21 protein-coding genes are annotated in these 18074 nt (G+C 69.1%); 11 read left to right on the top strand and 10 right to left on the bottom strand.

Annotation, left to right across the window (positions count from 1 at the left end):
- Window positions 1-123: 123 nt before the first annotated feature.
- Genes QM621_RS01385 through QM621_RS01405 form a run of 5 tightly spaced genes read right to left on the bottom strand, consistent with a single transcriptional unit; the run spans window position 124 to window position 3224 of the window.
- Entirely contained in the window at window positions 124-564 is a 441-nt protein-coding gene (locus tag QM621_RS01385; protein WP_414988558.1) for a hypothetical protein, read from the bottom strand.
- The gene (locus QM621_RS01390) at window positions 557-1237 is read right to left on the bottom strand and encodes a hypothetical protein (protein ID WP_414988559.1); all 681 of its coding nucleotides are present in this window, start codon (window positions 1235-1237) and stop codon (window positions 557-559) included. Before QM621_RS01390 ends, QM621_RS01385 begins: the two co-directional genes overlap by 8 nt.
- Entirely contained in the window at window positions 1230-1616 is a 387-nt protein-coding gene (locus QM621_RS01395) for a hypothetical protein (RefSeq protein WP_414988560.1), read from the bottom strand. Before QM621_RS01395 ends, QM621_RS01390 begins: the two co-directional genes overlap by 8 nt.
- Window positions 1616-1846: a hypothetical protein gene (locus QM621_RS01400; protein ID WP_414988561.1), complete on the bottom strand. Its 231-nt coding sequence runs from the start codon at window positions 1844-1846 to the stop codon at window positions 1616-1618. Before QM621_RS01400 ends, QM621_RS01395 begins: the two co-directional genes overlap by 1 nt.
- A 10-nt stretch (window positions 1847-1856) precedes the next feature.
- Window positions 1857-3224, bottom strand: a complete 1368-nt coding sequence (locus QM621_RS01405) for an SPFH domain-containing protein (protein ID WP_414988562.1) — start codon at window positions 3222-3224, stop codon at window positions 1857-1859.
- A 205-nt stretch (window positions 3225-3429) separates the two neighbouring features.
- On the opposite strand from QM621_RS01405, the gene QM621_RS01410 reads away from it, so the two are divergent.
- The 4 genes from QM621_RS01410 to QM621_RS01425 all read left to right on the top strand — a co-directional run bounded on the left by QM621_RS01410 (window position 3430) and on the right by QM621_RS01425 (window position 6711).
- Window positions 3430-3705, top strand: coding sequence for a hypothetical protein (locus tag QM621_RS01410; RefSeq protein ID WP_414988563.1), 276 nt, complete (start codon window positions 3430-3432; stop codon window positions 3703-3705).
- A gap of 71 nt (window positions 3706-3776) precedes the next feature.
- Window positions 3777-4169 (top strand): hypothetical protein, encoded by a 393-nt coding sequence (locus QM621_RS01415; RefSeq protein WP_414988564.1) that lies wholly within the window; start codon window positions 3777-3779, stop codon window positions 4167-4169.
- The gene (locus QM621_RS01420; protein WP_414988565.1) at window positions 4170-5390 is read left to right on the top strand and encodes a hypothetical protein; all 1221 of its coding nucleotides are present in this window, start codon (window positions 4170-4172) and stop codon (window positions 5388-5390) included.
- A gap of 100 nt (window positions 5391-5490) precedes the next feature.
- A complete protein-coding gene (locus QM621_RS01425; protein WP_414988566.1) occupies window positions 5491-6711 on the top strand; it encodes a DUF6777 domain-containing protein in 1221 nt (406 codons plus the stop codon).
- Window positions 6712-6747: 36 nt separating this feature from the next.
- Here the strand turns inward: QM621_RS01425 and QM621_RS01430 are convergent, their stop codons facing one another.
- Entirely contained in the window at window positions 6748-8127 is a 1380-nt protein-coding gene (locus QM621_RS01430) for a DUF6777 domain-containing protein (RefSeq protein WP_414988567.1), read from the bottom strand.
- A gap of 99 nt (window positions 8128-8226) precedes the next feature.
- Entirely contained in the window at window positions 8227-9288 is a 1062-nt protein-coding gene (locus tag QM621_RS01435) for an FAD-dependent monooxygenase (RefSeq protein ID WP_414988568.1), read from the bottom strand.
- 156 nt (window positions 9289-9444) lie between these two features.
- Here QM621_RS01435 and QM621_RS01440 point away from each other — a divergent pair, with 156 nt between their 5' ends.
- The 3 genes from QM621_RS01440 to QM621_RS01450 are packed head-to-tail and all read left to right on the top strand — an operon-like array spanning window position 9445 to window position 10910.
- Complete coding sequence (locus QM621_RS01440) at window positions 9445-9882, top strand: hypothetical protein (RefSeq protein WP_414988569.1); 438 nt, start codon at window positions 9445-9447, stop codon at window positions 9880-9882.
- A 47-nt stretch (window positions 9883-9929) separates the two neighbouring features.
- Window positions 9930-10244, top strand: coding sequence for a hypothetical protein (locus QM621_RS01445; protein ID WP_414988570.1), 315 nt, complete (start codon window positions 9930-9932; stop codon window positions 10242-10244).
- Between the two features lie 30 nt (window positions 10245-10274).
- Window positions 10275-10910: a hypothetical protein gene (locus tag QM621_RS01450; protein ID WP_414988571.1), complete on the top strand. Its 636-nt coding sequence runs from the start codon at window positions 10275-10277 to the stop codon at window positions 10908-10910.
- On the opposite strand, the gene QM621_RS01455 is transcribed toward QM621_RS01450, so the two are convergent.
- On the bottom strand, window positions 10900-12129 hold the full coding sequence (locus QM621_RS01455) for a HipA domain-containing protein (protein WP_414988572.1): 1230 nt from the start codon (window positions 12127-12129) through the stop codon (window positions 10900-10902). The two genes, QM621_RS01450 and QM621_RS01455, sit on opposite strands and share 11 nt — an antisense overlap.
- Window positions 12122-12361 carry a hypothetical protein gene (locus QM621_RS01460; protein ID WP_414988573.1) on the bottom strand — a complete coding sequence of 80 codons (240 nt, stop codon included), beginning with the start codon at window positions 12359-12361 and terminating at the stop codon, window positions 12122-12124. The genes QM621_RS01455 and QM621_RS01460 overlap by 8 nt, the downstream gene beginning before the upstream one ends.
- A gap of 265 nt (window positions 12362-12626) precedes the next feature.
- Between QM621_RS01460 and QM621_RS01465 the strand changes: the two genes are divergently transcribed.
- Window positions 12627-13205, top strand: coding sequence for a hypothetical protein (locus tag QM621_RS01465; protein WP_414988574.1), 579 nt, complete (start codon window positions 12627-12629; stop codon window positions 13203-13205).
- A 9-nt stretch (window positions 13206-13214) separates the two neighbouring features.
- Here QM621_RS01465 and QM621_RS01470 read toward each other — a convergent pair whose 3' ends face one another.
- Entirely contained in the window at window positions 13215-15323 is a 2109-nt protein-coding gene (locus QM621_RS01470) for a DEAD/DEAH box helicase (RefSeq protein WP_414988575.1), read from the bottom strand.
- Between the two features lie 234 nt (window positions 15324-15557).
- Between QM621_RS01470 and QM621_RS01475 the strand changes: the two genes are divergently transcribed.
- Genes QM621_RS01475 through QM621_RS01485 form a run of 3 tightly spaced genes read left to right on the top strand, consistent with a single transcriptional unit; the run spans window position 15558 to window position 17622 of the window.
- Window positions 15558-16142, top strand: coding sequence for a hypothetical protein (locus QM621_RS01475; protein WP_414988576.1), 585 nt, complete (start codon window positions 15558-15560; stop codon window positions 16140-16142).
- A 20-nt stretch (window positions 16143-16162) separates the two neighbouring features.
- Complete coding sequence (locus QM621_RS01480) at window positions 16163-16789, top strand: methyltransferase domain-containing protein (RefSeq protein ID WP_414988577.1); 627 nt, start codon at window positions 16163-16165, stop codon at window positions 16787-16789.
- The gene (locus tag QM621_RS01485; RefSeq protein ID WP_414988578.1) at window positions 16789-17622 is read left to right on the top strand and encodes an alpha/beta fold hydrolase; all 834 of its coding nucleotides are present in this window, start codon (window positions 16789-16791) and stop codon (window positions 17620-17622) included. Before QM621_RS01480 ends, QM621_RS01485 begins: the two co-directional genes overlap by 1 nt.
- The last annotated feature ends 452 nt before the right edge of the window (window positions 17623-18074 follow it).

The following is an 18074-nucleotide window of genomic DNA, read 5'->3' on the forward strand; positions in this document are numbered from 1 at the left end:
CCGGGAAAGGGCAGGAACACAAGGAAAATCACCCTCCAAAGACCCAAACTCGACCCCACAACCCTGACCGGACAGCCCGGCCAGCCGACACCGCCCCAGACCTACGAGTTGATCAGCGGTTCCCTAACGCTCGTCGCCTTCGCCACCGTCAGGCCCGACCATCACATGCTGCTGCCCACACGCCTCGCATCGCACCTGTTCGTCGGCCAGACCGACGACAGGCGAAAAACAACTTCCACACCGGTTGGTCACGGTGTCGAGTGCTCTCACGGTGTCGGCCACCTCGCGGTCACCCGCCTCACGCACCGCCGCCACAGCGGCGCCGTCGGCGCGGGCCGCGGCGCGGGCGGCCGCCAACTGCGCCGGATCCACAAGCGGCAGGATCGGCCGGAAGAACGAGGCCGTCAGCAGCAGGCCCGCCACGACCGGCAGCGCGTACAAGGGGACCCATAGCGCCAGCCAGTCGCTGCCGCGTCCGGCGTCGCGCAGGACCGTCACCCCCAACACACCGATCCCGACGGTGGCGATCACCGTGGCCCACAACGCCACCAGACGACTACCCATGAGACACCTTCCAAGCTCGGTGGAGCATCACCCGACAGGCCTCGCACTTCGCGCTCCGGCTCAGGTCCAACACGTTCAGGCAGGCGCAGTTCTGACAGAGCACTTCCTCAGCGGCTTCGGTCACGCCGGTGCGACGGAAGACGTCATGCACCTGCTCGACCTTCTCCGCCGCCGCGGCGGCCAACCGCTGGCTGCTCTCCCGATAGACCACGACACAGGCGTGCGCCACCACGCCGAGCGGGACCGACAGCATCAGGACGCCCAACACGGTGGTGACCAGCTTGACCGTCGCTTCGTCGGACTCCTGCCCCGTCGCCATCATCATGATCGCGGCGAACAGACCCGGGGTTCCGATGGTGAGCGCCCGGTAGTACACCGCGTCCCGACTGAGATACCACCCGAAGAACACGAACCCGAAGGCCCGCGCCGCCGTCGCCAGGCTCACCCGGCCGATCAGACCCACCACCGCCCACGTCGGCAGGAGGAAACACGCCGTGCCCCCGATGACGTTCAGCGTCACGGCGATCCAACTGAAACCGTCGTCACCACGACTGCTGTCAATCCCGGAGATGACGGCGGCCGGGATGACGAGGAGCATCATCACCACCACGGAGACGAACGTCGCGTAGGCGAGACGTCCGATGACTGACGCGATCCGACCGAACTCACGCACCGGACGGCCCTGCCGCCCCGAGCCCCGCCCGATAAGAGTCGTCGGAGGCCGCGACCTGCTCCAGCGCCAGTGCGGTGGACCGCACCCGCAGCCGCCGCCCGGCGTTCACGAACGCGGCGACCGCCAAGGTCGTCACCAACACCGAGTACAACAGCGGCAGGCCCGCCCCGGGCAGCCCCACCGTGTGGCCGACGACATCGGCGTAGTTCTCGCTCCAGCTCGGCAGATCCGTCCCGTTGTTCTCCCGCCTGAGCCGGGCGTCGGCGAACGCGACCTCGGGCAGCCAGGCGAACAGGAAGAATCCCGCGCTGAAGAGCACGTTGAGGGAGACGACGACGCTGGCCACCACCAACGACACCACTCGCGTGACATGGTCCATCAGAAGCTCCCCGTCCGGCGCTCCCACGGATCGCCGTCGGCGTGCGCCACCTGATCGCCGGCGAGCTGGTCCTCATGCCGGCTCACCGACAGGGCCACGACAGCCACCAGCGCGGCGGCCACCAGCTCCGCCACGATGAGCGGAGTCATCGGCACGACCGTATGGAGCACGAGCAGCGCCAACGTCACGAGCAGGTAGACCGCTCCGGCGACCTTCGCCGGGAGCCGCACGAGGAAGTCCTCACCTCGGCCAAGGGCGTCCGGCGGCAGCAGCGAGGGGGCGACCAACGCGACCTCGGCGACGACGACCGCCAGCAGCGCGACCCAGAGGCGTGGCTCGTCGAGGTCGGCCAACAGGGTCGTGAGCAGCACCGTGACGCCGACGAGGATGAGGCCGATGACAGCCATCTGCGGGTTCCGCATCGCTCAGACCTCCTGCGCCTGGCCGCACGACGAGCAGAACTTGGCGACCGTCGGCAGCCTCGTCCCACAGCCGATGCAGAACTTCACATCTCCTGCCGGAGGCGCCGCGGGCGTCTGTCCCGTCGGCGGCGACTGCGGCTGCTGCGGCCCGGCCTCGCCCATCGCCTGGTCGAGCATGCCGCACGACCGCACGACCGGCGCCCAGGCCCATCGTCAGCCCCATGCCGAGGTTCATCGCCTCACTGCCGGAGCCCTCGTTCGCGGCGGCTTTGTCGAGCACGTCGAACTGGCGCTCCTCCTGGTAGGTGTAGCCCTCCAGTTGACGCTTGGTGGCCGCGGCCCGCGCCCCGAGCACGGTCGCCGCGCTGTCGGCGTCGGCGCCGATCACCGTCGCCTGGCCCTGCGCCTGAGCGTCGACGATCGTGCCCTGGGCCTGCAGCTGCTTCTCCTCGACGACAGTGCGCCCCTCGAACAGGCGCGAACGCCGTTCCACGACCTGCTGATAAGCCTCCTCCGACTCGTCGTACACGATGTGCTGGACCTGGAAGTCGTCGATCTCGACGCCGTACTTCGTCCGTGTCGTGCTGTCGGCGATGAAAGAACGCAAGCCCTCGCTGATGGCCGGGGCCGCCACCGTGGTGTCGAGGATGTCCACCTCCTGCCCGGCCAACGCCTGAGCGATATGTTGATTGACCGTGGCGAGCGTGGCCTGACGCACCAGGTTTTGCACGTCTTCACGAGTGATCGCCTCGCGCTGCCCCATCAGTCTCTCCACCAACAGATGCGAGTCCACCACTCGCGCCGTGAACTCGCCGTTGACCCGCGCGGTCAGCCGCAGCCCGCTACTCGGGTCGACGACCTTGATCGGCGTGGGGGTGCCCCACTTGATGTTGGGGATGTCGAAGTTGAGGTTGACGAACCAGACCTGCGCCGAATGCGACGAGACGCCACCGCTGAACTGTTTGGAGACCGCTGTCAGGAACGGGACGTTACCGCCGTTGATCTTGTGCTTGCCCTCGCCCAGGGTCGCGGCCGGACGACCGTTGCTGACGAACAGCGCCTCCTGGTTGAACTGCACGATGACGGTCGTGCCGACCTTCAGATCACGGTTCGGGTGCCGCCAGGCGAACACCTCGGCCGACTCGGGACCCTCGTAACGGAGAACGTCGAACATCTTGAACGCCACGGTGACAGCACATCCTTGGGAAGCGACAGGGAGACGGCGTGAGACGCACCCTCGCCTCACCGTCGATGAGTCTGCCCCGGATCGACACCGCTCACCGGACTGTCTGGGCTTTTCCGAACAACCCCGAACACTCTCGAACAAGCCCGAACAGCCGCAACCCCTCGACAGTCGACGCGACGCCGGGCAGGACGGCCACACTGTCGCCATGGCGAATCAGCAATCCCCTCAGCGGCGCCCGCTGTTCCCCTCCGACCAACACCTCGACGCGGATCAGAAAGCCAGCCTCTCGCTCGCCTTCGGCGTGCTGAGTCTGCTGTGCTGTGTTCTCGGTGTGGTCTTCAGCGTCCCGGCGATCGTGCTCGCCCGCCAGGCGATCCGCGAGGGGGCCACCCACACCGGCGCGACCACCGCCATCGTCCTGGCCTGCCTGTCCTGGTTGTTCCCCCTCATCGCGCTGGGCATCGCGGTCTTCACCCCGTGAGACGTCGCTTGTGCAACAGCGAGCGTCACGCACGACAGGCTTTCCACAGCCGACCTTGTTAGCCTGACGATGTGAGATCACCCGGTCGAAAGCGCCCACAGAAACGCGCCGTCGCCCAGGACGTCTCCTCCGACGTTCTGGCGCGTTGTGCTGCCTGGGCTCGCTATGTCGGATCGCCTGAGCACAAAACGTTCCCTTCGTTCGCCGGACCGGCGCAAGCACGCTCCGACGCGACGAAGTGCCCCACGCATATCGACAACCAAGAGCATGTCACCTCGTGGCTGCGGGAGGCGATCCTCGCCGGAAACGTCAGCGCCGCCTTCGACGATGACTTCCCACGCTATGTCTGGGCTCATCCGGAGGACGGCGGCGCATGGTTCGAGGCCCGGCTCACCAATAAGAGCCTCGGAGAGTACAAGGGCTACCCGCTCGACCCCAGCGAACGACCGTCGGGAGCCGTGTAGATGCTCCGCTTCGAGTGGGAATGGCAGTCCGCTCCTGAGGTACGGACCCCTGAACTCCGAGCCACATGGTCGACGTTGCAGATCGACGTCGGCGATGTGACCGCAACCTTGGTCGAGGACCGCGACAGCCGCAGCGGGGTGCGTCGGCGTGTCAACGTCCCCACCTACCCCTTGGCCGAGTGGCTCGCGATGAACTGGTGGAGGATCACCTCTCCCCGTGCTGTCCGCCAGGACGGTTTCCGCCTCTCCGTGGCAGGCGATGGCCTGCCGTGGCCGGATCTCACCTTCGAGACCGGTCCCGGCTACGTCCGTGCCTTGCTCCACCCGACCAACCGCCGCCACGAGACCGTCCGTTTCCTCTCCACCGGCGATTTCCTCCTCGAACCGACAGCGATGTGGCGCGAGGTGCGCAACTTCATCGAGGCCACCCTTCAGCAGTTGGACGAATCCGGCGTCTCACGGACAGCTCTCCATGACGAGTGGGCCGCCATCGCCTCAGCCGACAGCGACGTCGCGGCCTTCTGCCGCACAGCGGCCGCTCTCGGTCACGACCCCTACGACCTCGACGAGTCGACCGAGGCATTGATCCTGGAGCTCGGATCTCATGGTTTCGACTCCGAACTCTTAGCCGATCTCGCGGCGAACAGCGACCTGAGCGAGCTGTCGGCGGTCGTTCCCTGGCTTCGCGAAGCACTGTCCGCAGCCCTGTCAACGGAGGTGCCGCCGCTGGCGCTGGACTCTCAGCCCCTCCCTTACGGAATATCGGAGCCTCCCTGGAAGCTCGGCTATCGACGCGCCCGGCAGGCACGTGAGGCATTGGGGCTCCCGCCCGACCAGCCGCTCGACGTCCACGCGCTCGTCGCCGTCGCCACCGTGAGCGCCCTTCCTCCTCATCGGGTCGTCGGGTTCGCTCAGTCTCATGACCAGGGGACTTCCGTGGTCCTTCCGAACCTAACGTCGACCACCACCGCGCGGTTCGCCGCAGCCCGCGCGCTCGGACGCCGTACCTTCGACCACACCCGCCACGGAACTCTCCTCACTCATCGCGATGACTACGCCTCCCGCGTCGAGCGCGCCTTCGCCGCCGAGTTCTTGGCCCCTGCCGCCGGGATCGAGACCATGGCCGACGACGAGATCGACAGCATCGCCCAGACCTTCGGCGTCGCCCCCCAGGTGATCGTTCACCAACTGGAGAATCAGCTCGGTCGCCCTCAGTTCTGAGACCTCGCATCCAACACCCCACTGTTCCCGAACAACCCCGAACAGTCAGGCGGCGTCGAAACGGAGAAGTCAGCGATGCCGCTGACTTAGCTTGTGGCGCATGGCTGCTTCCCTTGCTCTCACCCGACCATCTCCATTCCTCGCCGCCGGCGTCGCCGCATTGATGACGGCCGCCCTGGCGACCGCCTGCGGCAGCGACGACAGCGCGACTCCCACTGGCGAGCCGGTGGTGTTGGAGGCTATCGACTCCGCCGGCGACTCGCCCTTCACCGACAGCGTCGCCGGTGAGGTCGAACTGTCCGACGCCGCGCGCGAGGCGGTCGACGAACGCGACCTCGACGGCCAGGTCGGCGGCGACGCCGTCGGCCTGTACGGCGGGACCACCGACAACTCGGCCTGCGACCAGCAGGCGCTCGCCGACTTCCTCGCCGCCGACGACGCGAAGAACAAGGCCTGGGCCGACACCCTCGAACTGTCCGCCGAGAGCACCAGCGACTACATCGCCTCCCTCACCCCGGCGGTGCTCACCCGGGACACCGCCGTCGTCAACCACGGTTTCGAGAACGGTGAGGCCACCGCGTTCAACGCCGTCCTGCAAGCCGGCAGCGCCGTGCTCGTCGACGCCACCGGCGCTCCCGTCGTCCGGTGCGCCTGCGGCAACCCCCTCGCCACGCCCACCGACGACCTCGATCTGACCCACACCGACGGCTCCGCCTGGGACGGCTACGAGCCGAAGGCGGTCATCGGCGTGACTCCCGCGCCCGAGCCGGTCGAGGAACTCACCCTGCTCGACGCGACGAGCGGTGACGAGATCCGCGCGTGGGACCTCGCCGACCCGAGCAGCTGGACCATCGGCCCCGACCACTTCGGACCGGTCACCGCCGACTGGACCGCCGACCAGATCGTCGCGACCGGCGCGTTCCAGCGGCCCGACGACCCGATGTGCCGTGACTCGAACGTGTACTGGGAGTCGGCCGACGGGTCCAATGGAGTCCACATCGACCTCGATCACGAGACGAGGACCGTCTACCGCAGCCTCCTCTGGGAGGGGCACTCCCACATCGTCACCGACGAGGGCGTCACCACAGGTGACACCCTCGCCGAGGTGCGGCAGGCCTACGCCGATCAGACTCTCGTCATAGGCGAGCACGACGGGCGTCCGGGCGGTGTCGTCTTCGCGGTGCTCGGAGAGCGAGGATCGTTGGCCTTCGCCTTCGGCTCCGCCGAGGATCAGGCCCCACTCGAGCTCATCATCTGGATGCCCAGTCACCAGGTCAGTGAGGGCTTCATCGAAGGCGGCGGCTACGGCGGCCCCTGCTGACGGGACCCGCCGCCTCGGCGGTGGGCCCCGTCAGGCTCACTGCTGAGGCGGTCCGGCGACGTACCAGGCCTTGGCGACCTTGACCGACTCCGGATCGGGCAACGACGCTGCGTCGAAGCCGAGCTCACCGCGGTAGACGTACCAGCCGTCATCGCGACGTTCCAGCGGATCGTCCCCCTCGGCCAGGAACACACCCTGCATCTCATTGGTCGCACCACACTCCTGGGCGCATAGATACGGCCAGACACCGCCGGTGCTTTCCGAGCCCAAACCGCCATATCCGCTGCTCTGAAGCCAGCGCGAGCCGTCGGCCAACTCGATCCAGAAGGGAAGGACCGGACCGTCGGCGAGTCGATCCAGGTCGGCCTGCGGCGGAGGTTGGGGCACCGCGATCATGCGCAGTTCCTTTGTCTGCGGGTCACCCAGGCACAAGACCGTGTCAGTGCCGTCGGGGTTCAGCCAGCAGGCTGGCTCTTGAGCCCCCCGCGCCCAGGCGTAGTGGAAGACTCCTGGGGTCGTGGCGTACTCCGAAACACCCAGATACGAGAAACTCAACGAGTCTATTCCCTCTGACTCCGTGACGGTCCACCCCTCGGCGACCTCTCCGTCCTCATCGAAGGGGTAGACCACCTCCGTCGCCGGGCCGCCGATCAGCGTCTGGCGGTCCTCGCTGGTGACGGCGTCGATCAGCGTCAACTCATCGACCGGCTCGGCGGCAGGAGCGACGCCGACGACCGACTCCGGCTCGTAGCCCTTCCAGGTCGTCCCGGAGGTGTCCGAGAGGTTCAGGTCCTCGTCGGGCACGCCCAGCGGGTTGCCGCAAGCACAGCGCACGACCGGTGCCCCCGCGGAGTCCACCAACACCGCGCTCCCCGCCTGCAACACCGCCGGATACGGAACCGCCTTCCCGTCCTCATACCCGTGGTTGACCACCGCCGTGTCACGCGTCAGCAACACCGGCGCCAGCGACCCCACGAAGGCCGACACCTCGTCGACGGTCACGTCGAGCGCGTCAGCCCACGCCTCGCTCTTGGCGTCGTCCTCGGTGAGGAAGTTCGCCAACTGCTCACGGTCGCACGACGAGTTGTCGTTCGTGCCGCCGTACAGGCCCGGCGTCGCGCCGTCGACACGACCACCAGCCGACGACTCCTCGTCGATCCGCTCCAACGCGTCCTCGGAGAACTCCACCTCGCCGGCGACGCTCTCGGTCCACGGAGATTCCCCCGCCGCGTCGACCGCCTCCAACACCACCGACTCGGCCGAAGGCGAGTCGTCCGACTGCGACCACCACCAGTAGCCGGCGCCGGCGGCAGCGCCGAGCACGAGCAGCAGCACGAGCCCGCCGACCAGCCAGGCGCCTTTCTTCCTCCGCGCCGGAGGAGGTGGCGGAACGGGAACGGGAGCGACAGAATCCATGAGCCGATCATCGCGACATCCGCCGTCGCTGTCCGCTCGAATGAGGCGATCCCGCCGAACCCGAACAACTCCGAACGCCTGCGGCCCGGGGTCTGCCGCTCATGAGCCGCCCACGGCGCGCAGCCCCGCCTCGCGGCTGCCGAAGCGGGCGAGGGCGGCGAGGGCGAGGGTTTCGGGGGCGCGGCGGGCGATCGTGCCGGCCAGTTGGCCGCGTGGGCTGTGCAGCGTCTTGCCGGCGGCGCGGGAGGAGCGCTGCGCGGCGGTGGCCCGGCGACGCCTCCGCCGCTCGAACTCCGCGAAGGTGCGTCGTCCGGGACCGTGCTCGGCCCACAAACCCGCCAACACCACGGCGTCCTCTAACGCCAGGCAACCGCCCTGGCCGAGGCCCGGCTGCATGGCGTGCGCGGCGTCGCCGAGGACCACATGGCGGTCGTCGTGCCAGCGCGCGGGCTGGTCGCGGTCGACCATCTCGTGCCGCAGCACCTGGTCGGTCGGGGTCGCCACGATCAACTCCGGCAGCGGCTCAGGCCAATCGGCCGGGTCGAGCTCGCCGCCGTCGGCCCGCGTCGCGAACCAATAGGTGCGACCGCCGCGCATCGGGGCCGCGCCCGCCTCGGCGCAGTCGCCCCACACGACGCCCGCCGTCGTCGGATCGACGGCGACCGGCGCGACCCCGCGCCACGCGACATAGCCCGCCGGGCACTCGCCCAGACGCGGGTCGAGATGACGGGCCACGACGGACCGGAAGCCGTCCGCCCCGACCACGAAGTCGGCGTCGACCTCGGCCACATCGCCGAGCGGCGCGCCGAGCCGCACCGGACCCGCAGCGCGGGCGAGCAACGCCTGCAACTCGCCCCGGTCGACCACGCGCGCGGGCTCGCCGAGCGCCCGCATCGTGGCGATGGGGTCGAGACGACGCACCAACGACCCGTCGCCGCGCCGGATCACCCCCGACGCGGCCGGCTCGCCGAGATCGCGCACCGCCTCGCCGAGTCCGAGCGTGTCGAGCGCGACCAGCGCGTTCGGCCAGATCGTCAGGCCCGCGCCGCCGCCGAGCTCGGCCCGCTCCTCGCGCACCTCGACCTCGACCCCGGACTGTCGCGCCGCCGCAGCGAACGCCAGACCAGCCAGTCCGGCTCCGATGACGACCGTCTCACTCACACCGCCACGCTACGCCCCGAAGCCCCCACGCTCGTTATCCACAAGCGCCTGACACGTCCTCGTCACACTGTCCACAGGCGCTGACGTCGCCCTCGACTCCGCCTCTGCTGAACGGTTTGCTGGTCATCAGCCACTCATCGATCTCAGAATGGAGCCATGAGCATCGTGGACACCCTCAACGCCCAGCCGTGGATCGCCGTCGGCGGTATGACGCTCGCTTTCATCATCGCCCTCGTCGGCGCCACCGCCTACCTCCACCGCACCATCGTCAAAGCCTCCATCGAAGTCCGCGTCGAAGCGAAAGCCGACAATGCGAAGGCGCGTGAGGAAGCCCGGGCCGACAACCAGAAAGCGCGAGAGGAAGCGCGTGCCGACAACGCCAAGGCCCGCGAGGAAGCGCGCGCCGACAACCAGAAGGCCCGCGAGGAGGCGAAAGCCGACAACGCGAGGGCCCGCGAGGAGGCCCGGGCCGACAACCAGAAGGCTCGGGAGGAAACCCAAGCCTCCATCGCCGACCTCGGCCGTCGTGTCGACGGGATCTACCAGATCCTCATCGAGCAGGCGAACGAGCGATCCCGCCGCTCCGCGAGCTGACGTGCCGCCCGCGTAGGCTCGGGCCGCACCCCCGAGCAGGAGCCTTCATGACCCAGCAGTTGACCCCCGAGGAACGCGCACGACAACTCGCCGCCCTCGACCGTGTGCGGCGACGCGTTCTGTCGATCGCCTTCTTCACCGTCGCCATCCACGGCGTGATCGGTCTCGTCGTCGTCTCGGAGATCGTGCACGGCGAGGGTCGTGGCGGCGACGCGGTCGTCTTGCTGTTCATGTCGGGCGTCGTCGCGGTCATCATGGTGACCGTCATGCTCGTCATCTTGAAGCGACCGCTGCTCCCCCCGATCTGGCAGTTCGTCGGCCTCATCCCCACCATCGCCGGCATCGTCTGGATCTACGGCTGACCGACTGGGTCACAAGGCCACCGTCTCCTCATGATCATCGTCAACGCCTCGTGGAGGGCTGTCTGGGAGGGCCGAGAGCGCCGTCGCACCGTCGTGGCGGCGGGCCTTCTCGCCGCCGGCGGCTCGGTCGCCTATCCGCTCCGTCTCTGGGGGCCGAACGCGCCGCTGATCGCGGCGATCTCGCTGGTGATCGCGCTCGTCGTCGTCAGCGTCCCGCTCGCGCTGACCGTGGTCCGCAAACAGATCGTGCTCGCACCGGGACGCCTGACCGTGCGGGGCGTATTCAGGTCACGGACCATGATGCTGACGCCCCACGTCGCCTCCGCCTGGCTCATCGCTCACGTCGGCGGCGACTTCGGGGAAGACCGCTTCCAGGGGCAGCGGACCCTCGCGCTCCTGGACCTTCGCACCGGCCGACGGCTGCGGCTGTCCTGGTTCGCCCTGCCCCCAGCCGAGCTGCCTGGCTTCGCCGACCAGCTGGCTCGTGAACTGCGCCGCAGCCATCACCCGACCTTCGACGCGCGACCGTCGCATCTACCGCGTGAACTGCTGCCGATGCTCTGGTTCCACGAGCGTCACACGGCGCTCGTCATCGCGCTGGGCGTGACCGCCCTGATGGTCCTCCCTTTCGTCGCCGTCGTGATCGCCGCCCTCGTCATGGCGTGAGCCGCTCGCTCGCCAGTAGTGCGAGCCGCTCCTCCAGCAACACCGCCAGCCGATCTGACACCGCCGTCTCGCCCAGGACCGACCGACAGTCGTCGACGAACTCCTCGATCACCGCCTCAGCCCTATCGACCGGCATACCCCACGTCACTGCCTCGGCGAGAATGTCAGAGCGCCGCACTGCGGACAACCTCGTGACTCCTCCGATGGACATCGCCGCCCGGTCGGGCAGCCGCGGCCACAAGATCGTCGGAACCGTGTCGTACAACGGCGCCAGTTCGACGTGGCCCGGCGTCCGGTGCAGCAACGCCAGGTTCTTCCCGTGAGCGTCACCGTTGCCGATGACATAGGTGAAGACCACCGTCCGCAACAACTGGCGCAGTTCCCTCGCCGGATCGATCGCGTGCAGTCGGAGCAGCCGAGCGGCGTCCGCGAAGCCCGGACCGCCGTACTGCTCGTACTTGCCTCGACCTCGCGCCTTGTCGATGTCCGCCCCGACGGCCTGGCACAGATCCTCTTGGTGCATCCGCCCGTTGTCAGCAGTCCGGTCGAAGCGTGAGACCACCAGGCAGTCGACGCCGCCCATCTCATGAACCTCGGTCTCGACGGTCGTCAATCCGAGCCTGCGCGCGAGCCGCAACGCGTCCGCCTCAGCCGACACGAGCCCGGCGAAGCGACGGTCCTCCACTTTGAGGATGTGCGACGACGGGTACCCGCCGACCGGTCGCGCCCACCCTGTCGGCGTTCGCACCAAGAGCAGCTTGTTCTGCAACCCGGGCAGCGACAACTCGCTGTCGTCGTGGAGAGCCAGCGGCCGCTCGTCGAGATCGGCGACCTCCTCCGCCAGCCCGTCGTCGGAATAGTGCTCGACGCCTCCCGGCACACGCTCGCCGACGTCCGTCCCGATCACGCAGGCCCCCGCCACATCGCGGCCGAATCGCGACAGGAGCCCGAACGTGTCGTACGTCGGCACGCCCGCCAGCGCCGCGGCCGCCGCCAGCGCCGCCCCTTCGGGCAGGAGGCCTCGGAAGAACCGGCCCGCCTCGGTGGCGGGCCGCCGCGACAACGGCAGCGAGCACGACAGCACAGGAGCGTTCAGCTCATAGGCGGCCAGCGCCTCCGGCGTGTACCGGCACGTCACCTGGCCTGGTCCCGACGATGTCAACTCGGCGACCACCGTCCCATGAAGCACCGCTGACAACGGCGGTCGTCGCCTAGCCATGAGGAGCCTCGTCGTCGAACTCGACGACGATCGTCGCGTCGAGGTGGCGCAGGAGTCGCACCGTGAGGTCCAGCAACTTCGTCGTCGCTCCGCGCTCCAAACGCGCCAGTCGCGTGCGGTCGGCACCTGTCTCGCCCGCCAGCGCCTCCTGGGTCAGACCTCGCGACCACCGCACCTCGCCGATCGCGCGCGTCAGATCGGCGCCCTCGCGCACCACCCACCGTCGCCTCATCCGCCACCTCCACGTTGTGCGGAAAACAGCACATACATGAGTTTACGCGAGATGTGCGGAAAACAACACAGTCACAGGGACTCGTCCCAGAAAAGCGCCGAGGCCGGCTCCCGTCATGCGGCGGGGATTCCGGCCTCCACTTCCCAGTCCCCAGCGGGGCGGGCGATGCCCTCACCTTAACAGCCGATCCTGCCATCATCAAGATATCCACAGACAAGCGATCGAACTGGTAGCCACATCAGTGACGACCACCTACCGTGACGCCATGGACGAAGCCTTGTGCGCGTGGATCGACGAGTCAGTGGAGGTCAGCGCCACCCGACTCGGCTTCTACGTGCTCGCGGCCACCGTCTGCGCTCGCGACACAGTCGCACCAGCCCAAGCGACGCTGCACGAACTCTTGCCAAGGAATCGTCAACGACTCCACTGGCACGCCGAGGACAACTCCACTCGCATCCAGATCTGCCGCAACATCGCCGCGTTAGCGGTCGTCCACGTGGTGGTCATCACCGACGCGAAGCCCCATCAACAAGAACGATCCCGGCGTAAATGCCTTGAACGTCTGCTGTTCGAGTTAGACCAGCTCGGTGTGGCACAGGTCTGGATCGAATCACGTCAACGCGCACAAGATCGTAGCGATGTCAGAATGATCGACGCACTACGCAGCCGTCACGCGATCACACCGCGGATCCGCGTTGGCTTCTCCCGTCCACTCACCGAACCCATGCTATGGCTCCCCGACTCCATCGCGGGCATGACCACCGCCGACCTCCGCTCCGAATCCAATGACTGGACCGGCCGACTCGGCTCCTCGTACCAACTCGTCGACCTGCGAAGATCTTGACGACGAGAGTCAGCGGGCCTCGAGAGCCTGAGTGAGCAGGGCGACCAAGGTCTCCAGCTGGAGGTCGGCTGACGACACCTCCTCGTCGGAGCCGTCGAGCGCACGGGCGGCGAGGCCGGCCTTGCGGTCGATGAGCTCGACGATGCTGGTGTCGATGGTCTGCGCGGCGATGATGCGCCACGCGGTGACCGGCTCGTCCTGGCCGATGCGGTGCACGCGATCGATGGCCTGGGTCTGCTCGGCGTCGGTCCACGACAGTTCCGCGAGCACCAAGTTCGACGCGACCTGCAAGTTCAGGCCCACGCCCGCCGCCGTCAGCGAGCAGACGATGACCTTCACCTCGGGGTCGTTCACGAAGGCGTCGATGCCCTCCTGACGCGACGCCGCAGTCTGGTTGCCGCGCACCGTCGCGTACTTCAAACCGCGCTGCGCGAACACCTCCTGCGCGGTGTCCATGACGTCGATGTGCTTGGCGAAGAACACGACCTTGCCGGTCTGCCGCGCCAACTGCGCCGCGTAGTCGGCGGCCAGCGAGGCCTTCGCCTGACCGATCCGGCGCATCATCGTGAACACGTTCTCGGCGTCGTCGGCGGGCGTCTCGTCGCGCACCATGATCGCCACATGCTCGACCAACTGACGGTCGATGCCCTCGGGCTTCTCCCCGCGCGCGGCGATCGAGTGGTCGTAGCGCGACAGCAGACGGCGCACCAGCTCGCGCTCGGCGGCCTTGATCGACCGCGCGGCCTCGCCCTCCAGCTCGACGGGGATGTCGGCGACCCGGCGGTCGGGGATGTCGGAGGCGACGTCGATCTTGCGGCGACGCACGATGCCCAGGTCGATGACCGACTGACGCGCGGACGGATAGAAGCCGGGGTCGAGCGGCGTCAGGCCGGTCTCCTCCAGCGCCGCCATCAAGTGCGGGCCCGGCTGCTTCTCGTCGATCCACCCCAGGAACTCCCAGATCGCCCGGAAGTCCTCGATGTCGTTGATGAGCGGGGTGCCGGTGAGCGCGAGCATGAGCGGGCGGGCCACCCGCTCGCGCATCCGGTCGGCGATCTGCAGCACGTGCTGGGACCGCTGCGAGGACTTGTTCTTGATGAAGTGCGCCTCGTCGAGCACCATGCCCCGGAAGCCCAGATCGCCGAGCCAGCCGACGTGCCGGTCGAGCACCTCGTAGTTGACGATGACGATGTCGGCGAACCCGTCGATGTCGTCGCCGTCGCCGTGGATGACGGTGGCCGTGCGGCGCGGGGTCCAGATCTCGGCCTCGCGCGCCCAGTTCGCCTTGACGACGTTCGGCACGACCGCCAGCAGCGGATAGGCGTCGGCGGCGTGCGCGGCGAGCAGCGACTGCGCGGTCTTGCCCAGGCCCGGCTCGTCGGCGAGCAAGAAGGTGCGGTGTCCCTCGCGGGCCGCCTCGACGACCTCGGCCTGGTGGCGCATGAGCGGCGGGCCGCCGGGCGTCGTCAGACTCGTCGGCTCGGGCAGCTCCATGCAGGCCGGGCTGCCGGCGCTGGCCCGTTCGAAGGCCGACAACAGCGGGCCGATCAGCTCCCACGTCGAGAGGCGCTGGGTGGCCGGGGTCGGCGGCGGGGGCGCGGAGAAGTCCGGCGGCATGAACGGGTTGGCGAGCTGTCGCGCCACGACCGACCGCGGCAGCACGCGACGCTCGACCCGCGCCACCGCCTGCTCGTCGACCACCGGCTCCGGCTCGGGCGCCACCTCGACGCCCGCGGCCTGGCTCATCTCCCGCATGAGCATGCGCACCTCGTCGGACGGCACCGCGTCCTCGGCGAGCAGGTCGAACAGGTGCGGCTCGCGGGTGGCGGTCTTAGCGAGGATCGTGGCGACCCCGTCGAGCCGCTTCAACAGCTCCGCCCGGTTCCCCTCGGGGATCGCTGGGTCGTTCTTGACGCGCTGGCGCTCCTCGCGCACCAACAGCGCGATGGCTTGGTAGCGGGACCGGATCGACTGCCCGCGACCGCGCTGCACCGCCGACTCGACCTCGCGGACGCCGCGCGCGAGCACGGGCAGAATGCCTTGGTTGTCGATCTCACGTCGACGCTGGCCCCCGGCGGAACGCTGTCCGCCCGAGCGACCCTGACCTCGATTGGCCACGAACTCCTCCTCGGAGCATGCGTCACGGCCTCAGTCACGACGCATCGATCGGGTATAGGTCGGCGTCGCGTGAGGACCGGGCCTAGAAGCGGCTGATCCCCCGAGAACGCCGTGAACGAGCGCGAGACGCCAGACGGGTCGCGCTCCGCCCGCCAGTGTACGACATCGGCCGCCGCGCTCGTCTAGAGTGGACGCGGCCGACGTCGGGTCGGCCTGATCGCTGTGAGGATTCCGATGCGCCTTCGTCCTGCCCTGTCCCGCCTGGCCCTCACCGCCGCGACCGGCCTCCTGGTCGCCACCGCCGCCTGCGCCGCCCCCGAGGAGACGCCGGAGCCGACCGAGGACGTGGCGACCGGCATCGACCCCGCGCCCCTGTGCGGCGACCTCGACCTCGGCGCCGCCTTCGACGTGCTCGGCTCGGTCGCGGCCAGCAACCCGGGCAACTCCATCGGCGCCACCAACGGCAAGGGCTGCGAGTGGACGACCGGCGACGGCCACGTCGGGATCAAGGCCGTGGTGAAGACCGCCGAGCACCCCGCCGAGACCCCCGAGGACGTCCTCGCCTTCGCGCAGGCCGAGTGGCTGGACGCCAAGGGCAGCGTCGAGCCGTTCCCGGAGGCCGACTACCGTCCGGGCGAGCCGGCCGGTTGGTCGTACTCGATCTCGGCGCCGCATCCGCTGACGGTCGCCATCGGCCGGGTCACCTGGTCGACCTACGTCACGGCCGACGCCAGCCTGCGCTGCGAGTACTGGGGATTCGCCGACACCGCGGTCGCCGCCGCAGCCTGCGACGCCATCCGCACCGCCGTCACCGCCTGACCTCTCCAGTGCTCGTTGTCATGACTGAGAGCACCGCCAACGAGGAGACGCTCGCGGCCTACGAGCAGAGCGCCCGCAGTTACGCCGACGCCACCCAGGCTGGTCCCGGCGCGACCACGCGGGAGGCGATGCGGCGGCTGGTCGCGATCACCGCCGGGCAGGCGGTCGTGCTGGAGCTCGGCTCCGGGCCCGGCTGGGACGCCGACGCGCTGGAGGAACTCGGGCCGCGCGTCCGACGCACCGACGCGAGTCCGGCGTTCCAAGCGTTGCAGGCCGAGCGCGGTCTGGCCGTGGACCTCCTCGACGCCCTGACCGGCCCCTACACCGACGCCGACCATGCCTCGTACGACGCAGTGATGGCGCTGTGCGTGCTGCAGCACTTCGAACGCTCGGCGGTCGGCGGCGTACTGCGCGAGGTCGCGGCGGCGCTGCGACCCGGGGGAGCCTTCCTCGTCTCGATTCGCGAGGGCGACGGCGAGCGGTGGGAGGGGCGGGAGTCCGGCGGCCGCTATCTCACGACGTTCTGGACGAAGGACGCCTTCGAGGAGCGACTGTCCGCTGTCGGGCTGAGCACGTCGTGGTGGGCGCGGAGCCATGACGACGACCAGATCTGGCTCACCTTCCTCGCGACGAAGGGCGCCGCGTGATGACCGAGCGGATGATCGACGTCGGCGCGGTCGAGCTGTGCGTGGAGACCTTCGGCGATCCCCGCGACCCCGCTGTGCTGCTGATCCACGGCGCGCAAGCGTCGATGTTGTGGTGGGAGGAGGGGTTGTGCGAGGCCGTCGCGGCGGGCGGACGCTTCGTGATCCGCTACGACCAGCGCGACACCGGCCGCTCCACGGCTTGCCCGCCCGGACGGCCCGACTACGCGATGAGCGACCTCGCCGCCGACGCCGCGGGCGTGCTCGACGCGCTGGGGGTCGACCACGCGCACGTGGTCGGCCGGTCGATGGGCGGCGGGGCGGCGCTCTTCCTCGCCGTCGACCACCCCGAGCGGGTCGCCACGGTGACACTGGTGACGACGACCAGCGGCGCCGACGACCTGCCGCCGCCCGACCCGGAGTTCACCAGCCTTCCTCCGCTGCCCGACGACGCCGACCGCGCCGCGCTGATCGATCACGTCACGGCCTCGGTGGCCGCCCTCTCGGGACGCTCCCCGCATCTCGACGTCGAGGCCGTCCGCGCCCGCGCCACCCGCGACGTCGACCGGGCCCGCGACTCCCGGGCGTCACTCACCAACCATTGGATGATGACCTTCGACGCGCCACGAGGCGGCGGTTGGGGCGAGATCACCGTGCCGACGCTCGTGGTCGAGGGCGCCCTCGACCCGTGCTTCCCGCCGCCGCACGGCGCGTCGCTCGTCGCGGCGATCCCCGACGCCCGCCTGCTGACCTTCGACGACGTCGGCCACGATCTCCCACCGGCCGCCTGGCCCGCCTTCATCCCGGCCTTGCTCCGCCACACCGCACAGGCCTGACCGCACGACAAGGCCCCGAGCCTGAAGCTCGGGACCTTGTCCTGCGCGCCCGTGGGGATTCGAACCCCACGTCCCATTGGCCGTCATGCGCTCTCAGCGTGGTTCGCGTATCGCTGGCGTGCGGCCTCGCCTGTCGTGCCGATAGCCTCAGCGACCGCACGCCACGACAGGGACGCGGCGCGGGCTTCCTTCACCGCGTCGGCGAGCCCCTGCTCGGCTCGTGCGCGTCGCCACGCGGGGGACTTGACCACCCGGAACGCAGAAAACCCCCGGCCAGATGGCCGAGGGGGTTGAGCGCGCCCGTAGGGATTCGAACCCCAAACTTCTGCTTGGAAGGCAGCGCACTGCCACAAACGGCGCTCTGCTCACCCTGGTCGTCGACCACGGCGTCGCACCTGCGGTCGCGACGTCGCGTGATGGTCGGGAGTTTGCAGCATGAACACACGCACTGA

This window comes from Aeromicrobium sp. (assembly GCF_047606445.1).
Classification (GTDB): Bacteria; Actinomycetota; Actinomycetes; order Propionibacteriales; family Nocardioidaceae; genus Aeromicrobium.

Coding starts and splice junctions, on each gene's coding strand:
- QM621_RS01385 (WP_414988558.1), bottom strand. CDS start 564: ATGGGTAGTCGTCTGGTGGCGTTGTGGGCCACGGTGATCGCCACCGTC.
- QM621_RS01395 (WP_414988560.1), bottom strand. CDS start 1,616: ATGGACCATGTCACGCGAGTGGTGTCGTTGGTGGTGGCCAGCGTCGTC.
- QM621_RS01410 (WP_414988563.1), top strand. CDS start 3,430: ATGGCGAATCAGCAATCCCCTCAGCGGCGCCCGCTGTTCCCCTCCGAC.
- QM621_RS01420 (WP_414988565.1), top strand. CDS start 4,170: ATGCTCCGCTTCGAGTGGGAATGGCAGTCCGCTCCTGAGGTACGGACC.
- QM621_RS01425 (WP_414988566.1), top strand. CDS start 5,491: ATGGCTGCTTCCCTTGCTCTCACCCGACCATCTCCATTCCTCGCCGCC.
- QM621_RS01430 (WP_414988567.1), bottom strand. CDS start 8,127: ATGGATTCTGTCGCTCCCGTTCCCGTTCCGCCACCTCCTCCGGCGCGG.
- QM621_RS01440 (WP_414988569.1), top strand. CDS start 9,445: ATGAGCATCGTGGACACCCTCAACGCCCAGCCGTGGATCGCCGTCGGC.
- QM621_RS01445 (WP_414988570.1), top strand. CDS start 9,930: ATGACCCAGCAGTTGACCCCCGAGGAACGCGCACGACAACTCGCCGCC.
- QM621_RS01450 (WP_414988571.1), top strand. CDS start 10,275: ATGATCATCGTCAACGCCTCGTGGAGGGCTGTCTGGGAGGGCCGAGAG.
- QM621_RS01455 (WP_414988572.1), bottom strand. CDS start 12,129: ATGGCTAGGCGACGACCGCCGTTGTCAGCGGTGCTTCATGGGACGGTG.
- QM621_RS01460 (WP_414988573.1), bottom strand. CDS start 12,361: ATGAGGCGACGGTGGGTGGTGCGCGAGGGCGCCGATCTGACGCGCGCG.
- QM621_RS01465 (WP_414988574.1), top strand. CDS start 12,627: ATGGACGAAGCCTTGTGCGCGTGGATCGACGAGTCAGTGGAGGTCAGC.
- QM621_RS01475 (WP_414988576.1), top strand. CDS start 15,558: ATGCGCCTTCGTCCTGCCCTGTCCCGCCTGGCCCTCACCGCCGCGACC.
- QM621_RS01480 (WP_414988577.1), top strand. CDS start 16,163: ATGACTGAGAGCACCGCCAACGAGGAGACGCTCGCGGCCTACGAGCAG.
- QM621_RS01485 (WP_414988578.1), top strand. CDS start 16,789: ATGACCGAGCGGATGATCGACGTCGGCGCGGTCGAGCTGTGCGTGGAG.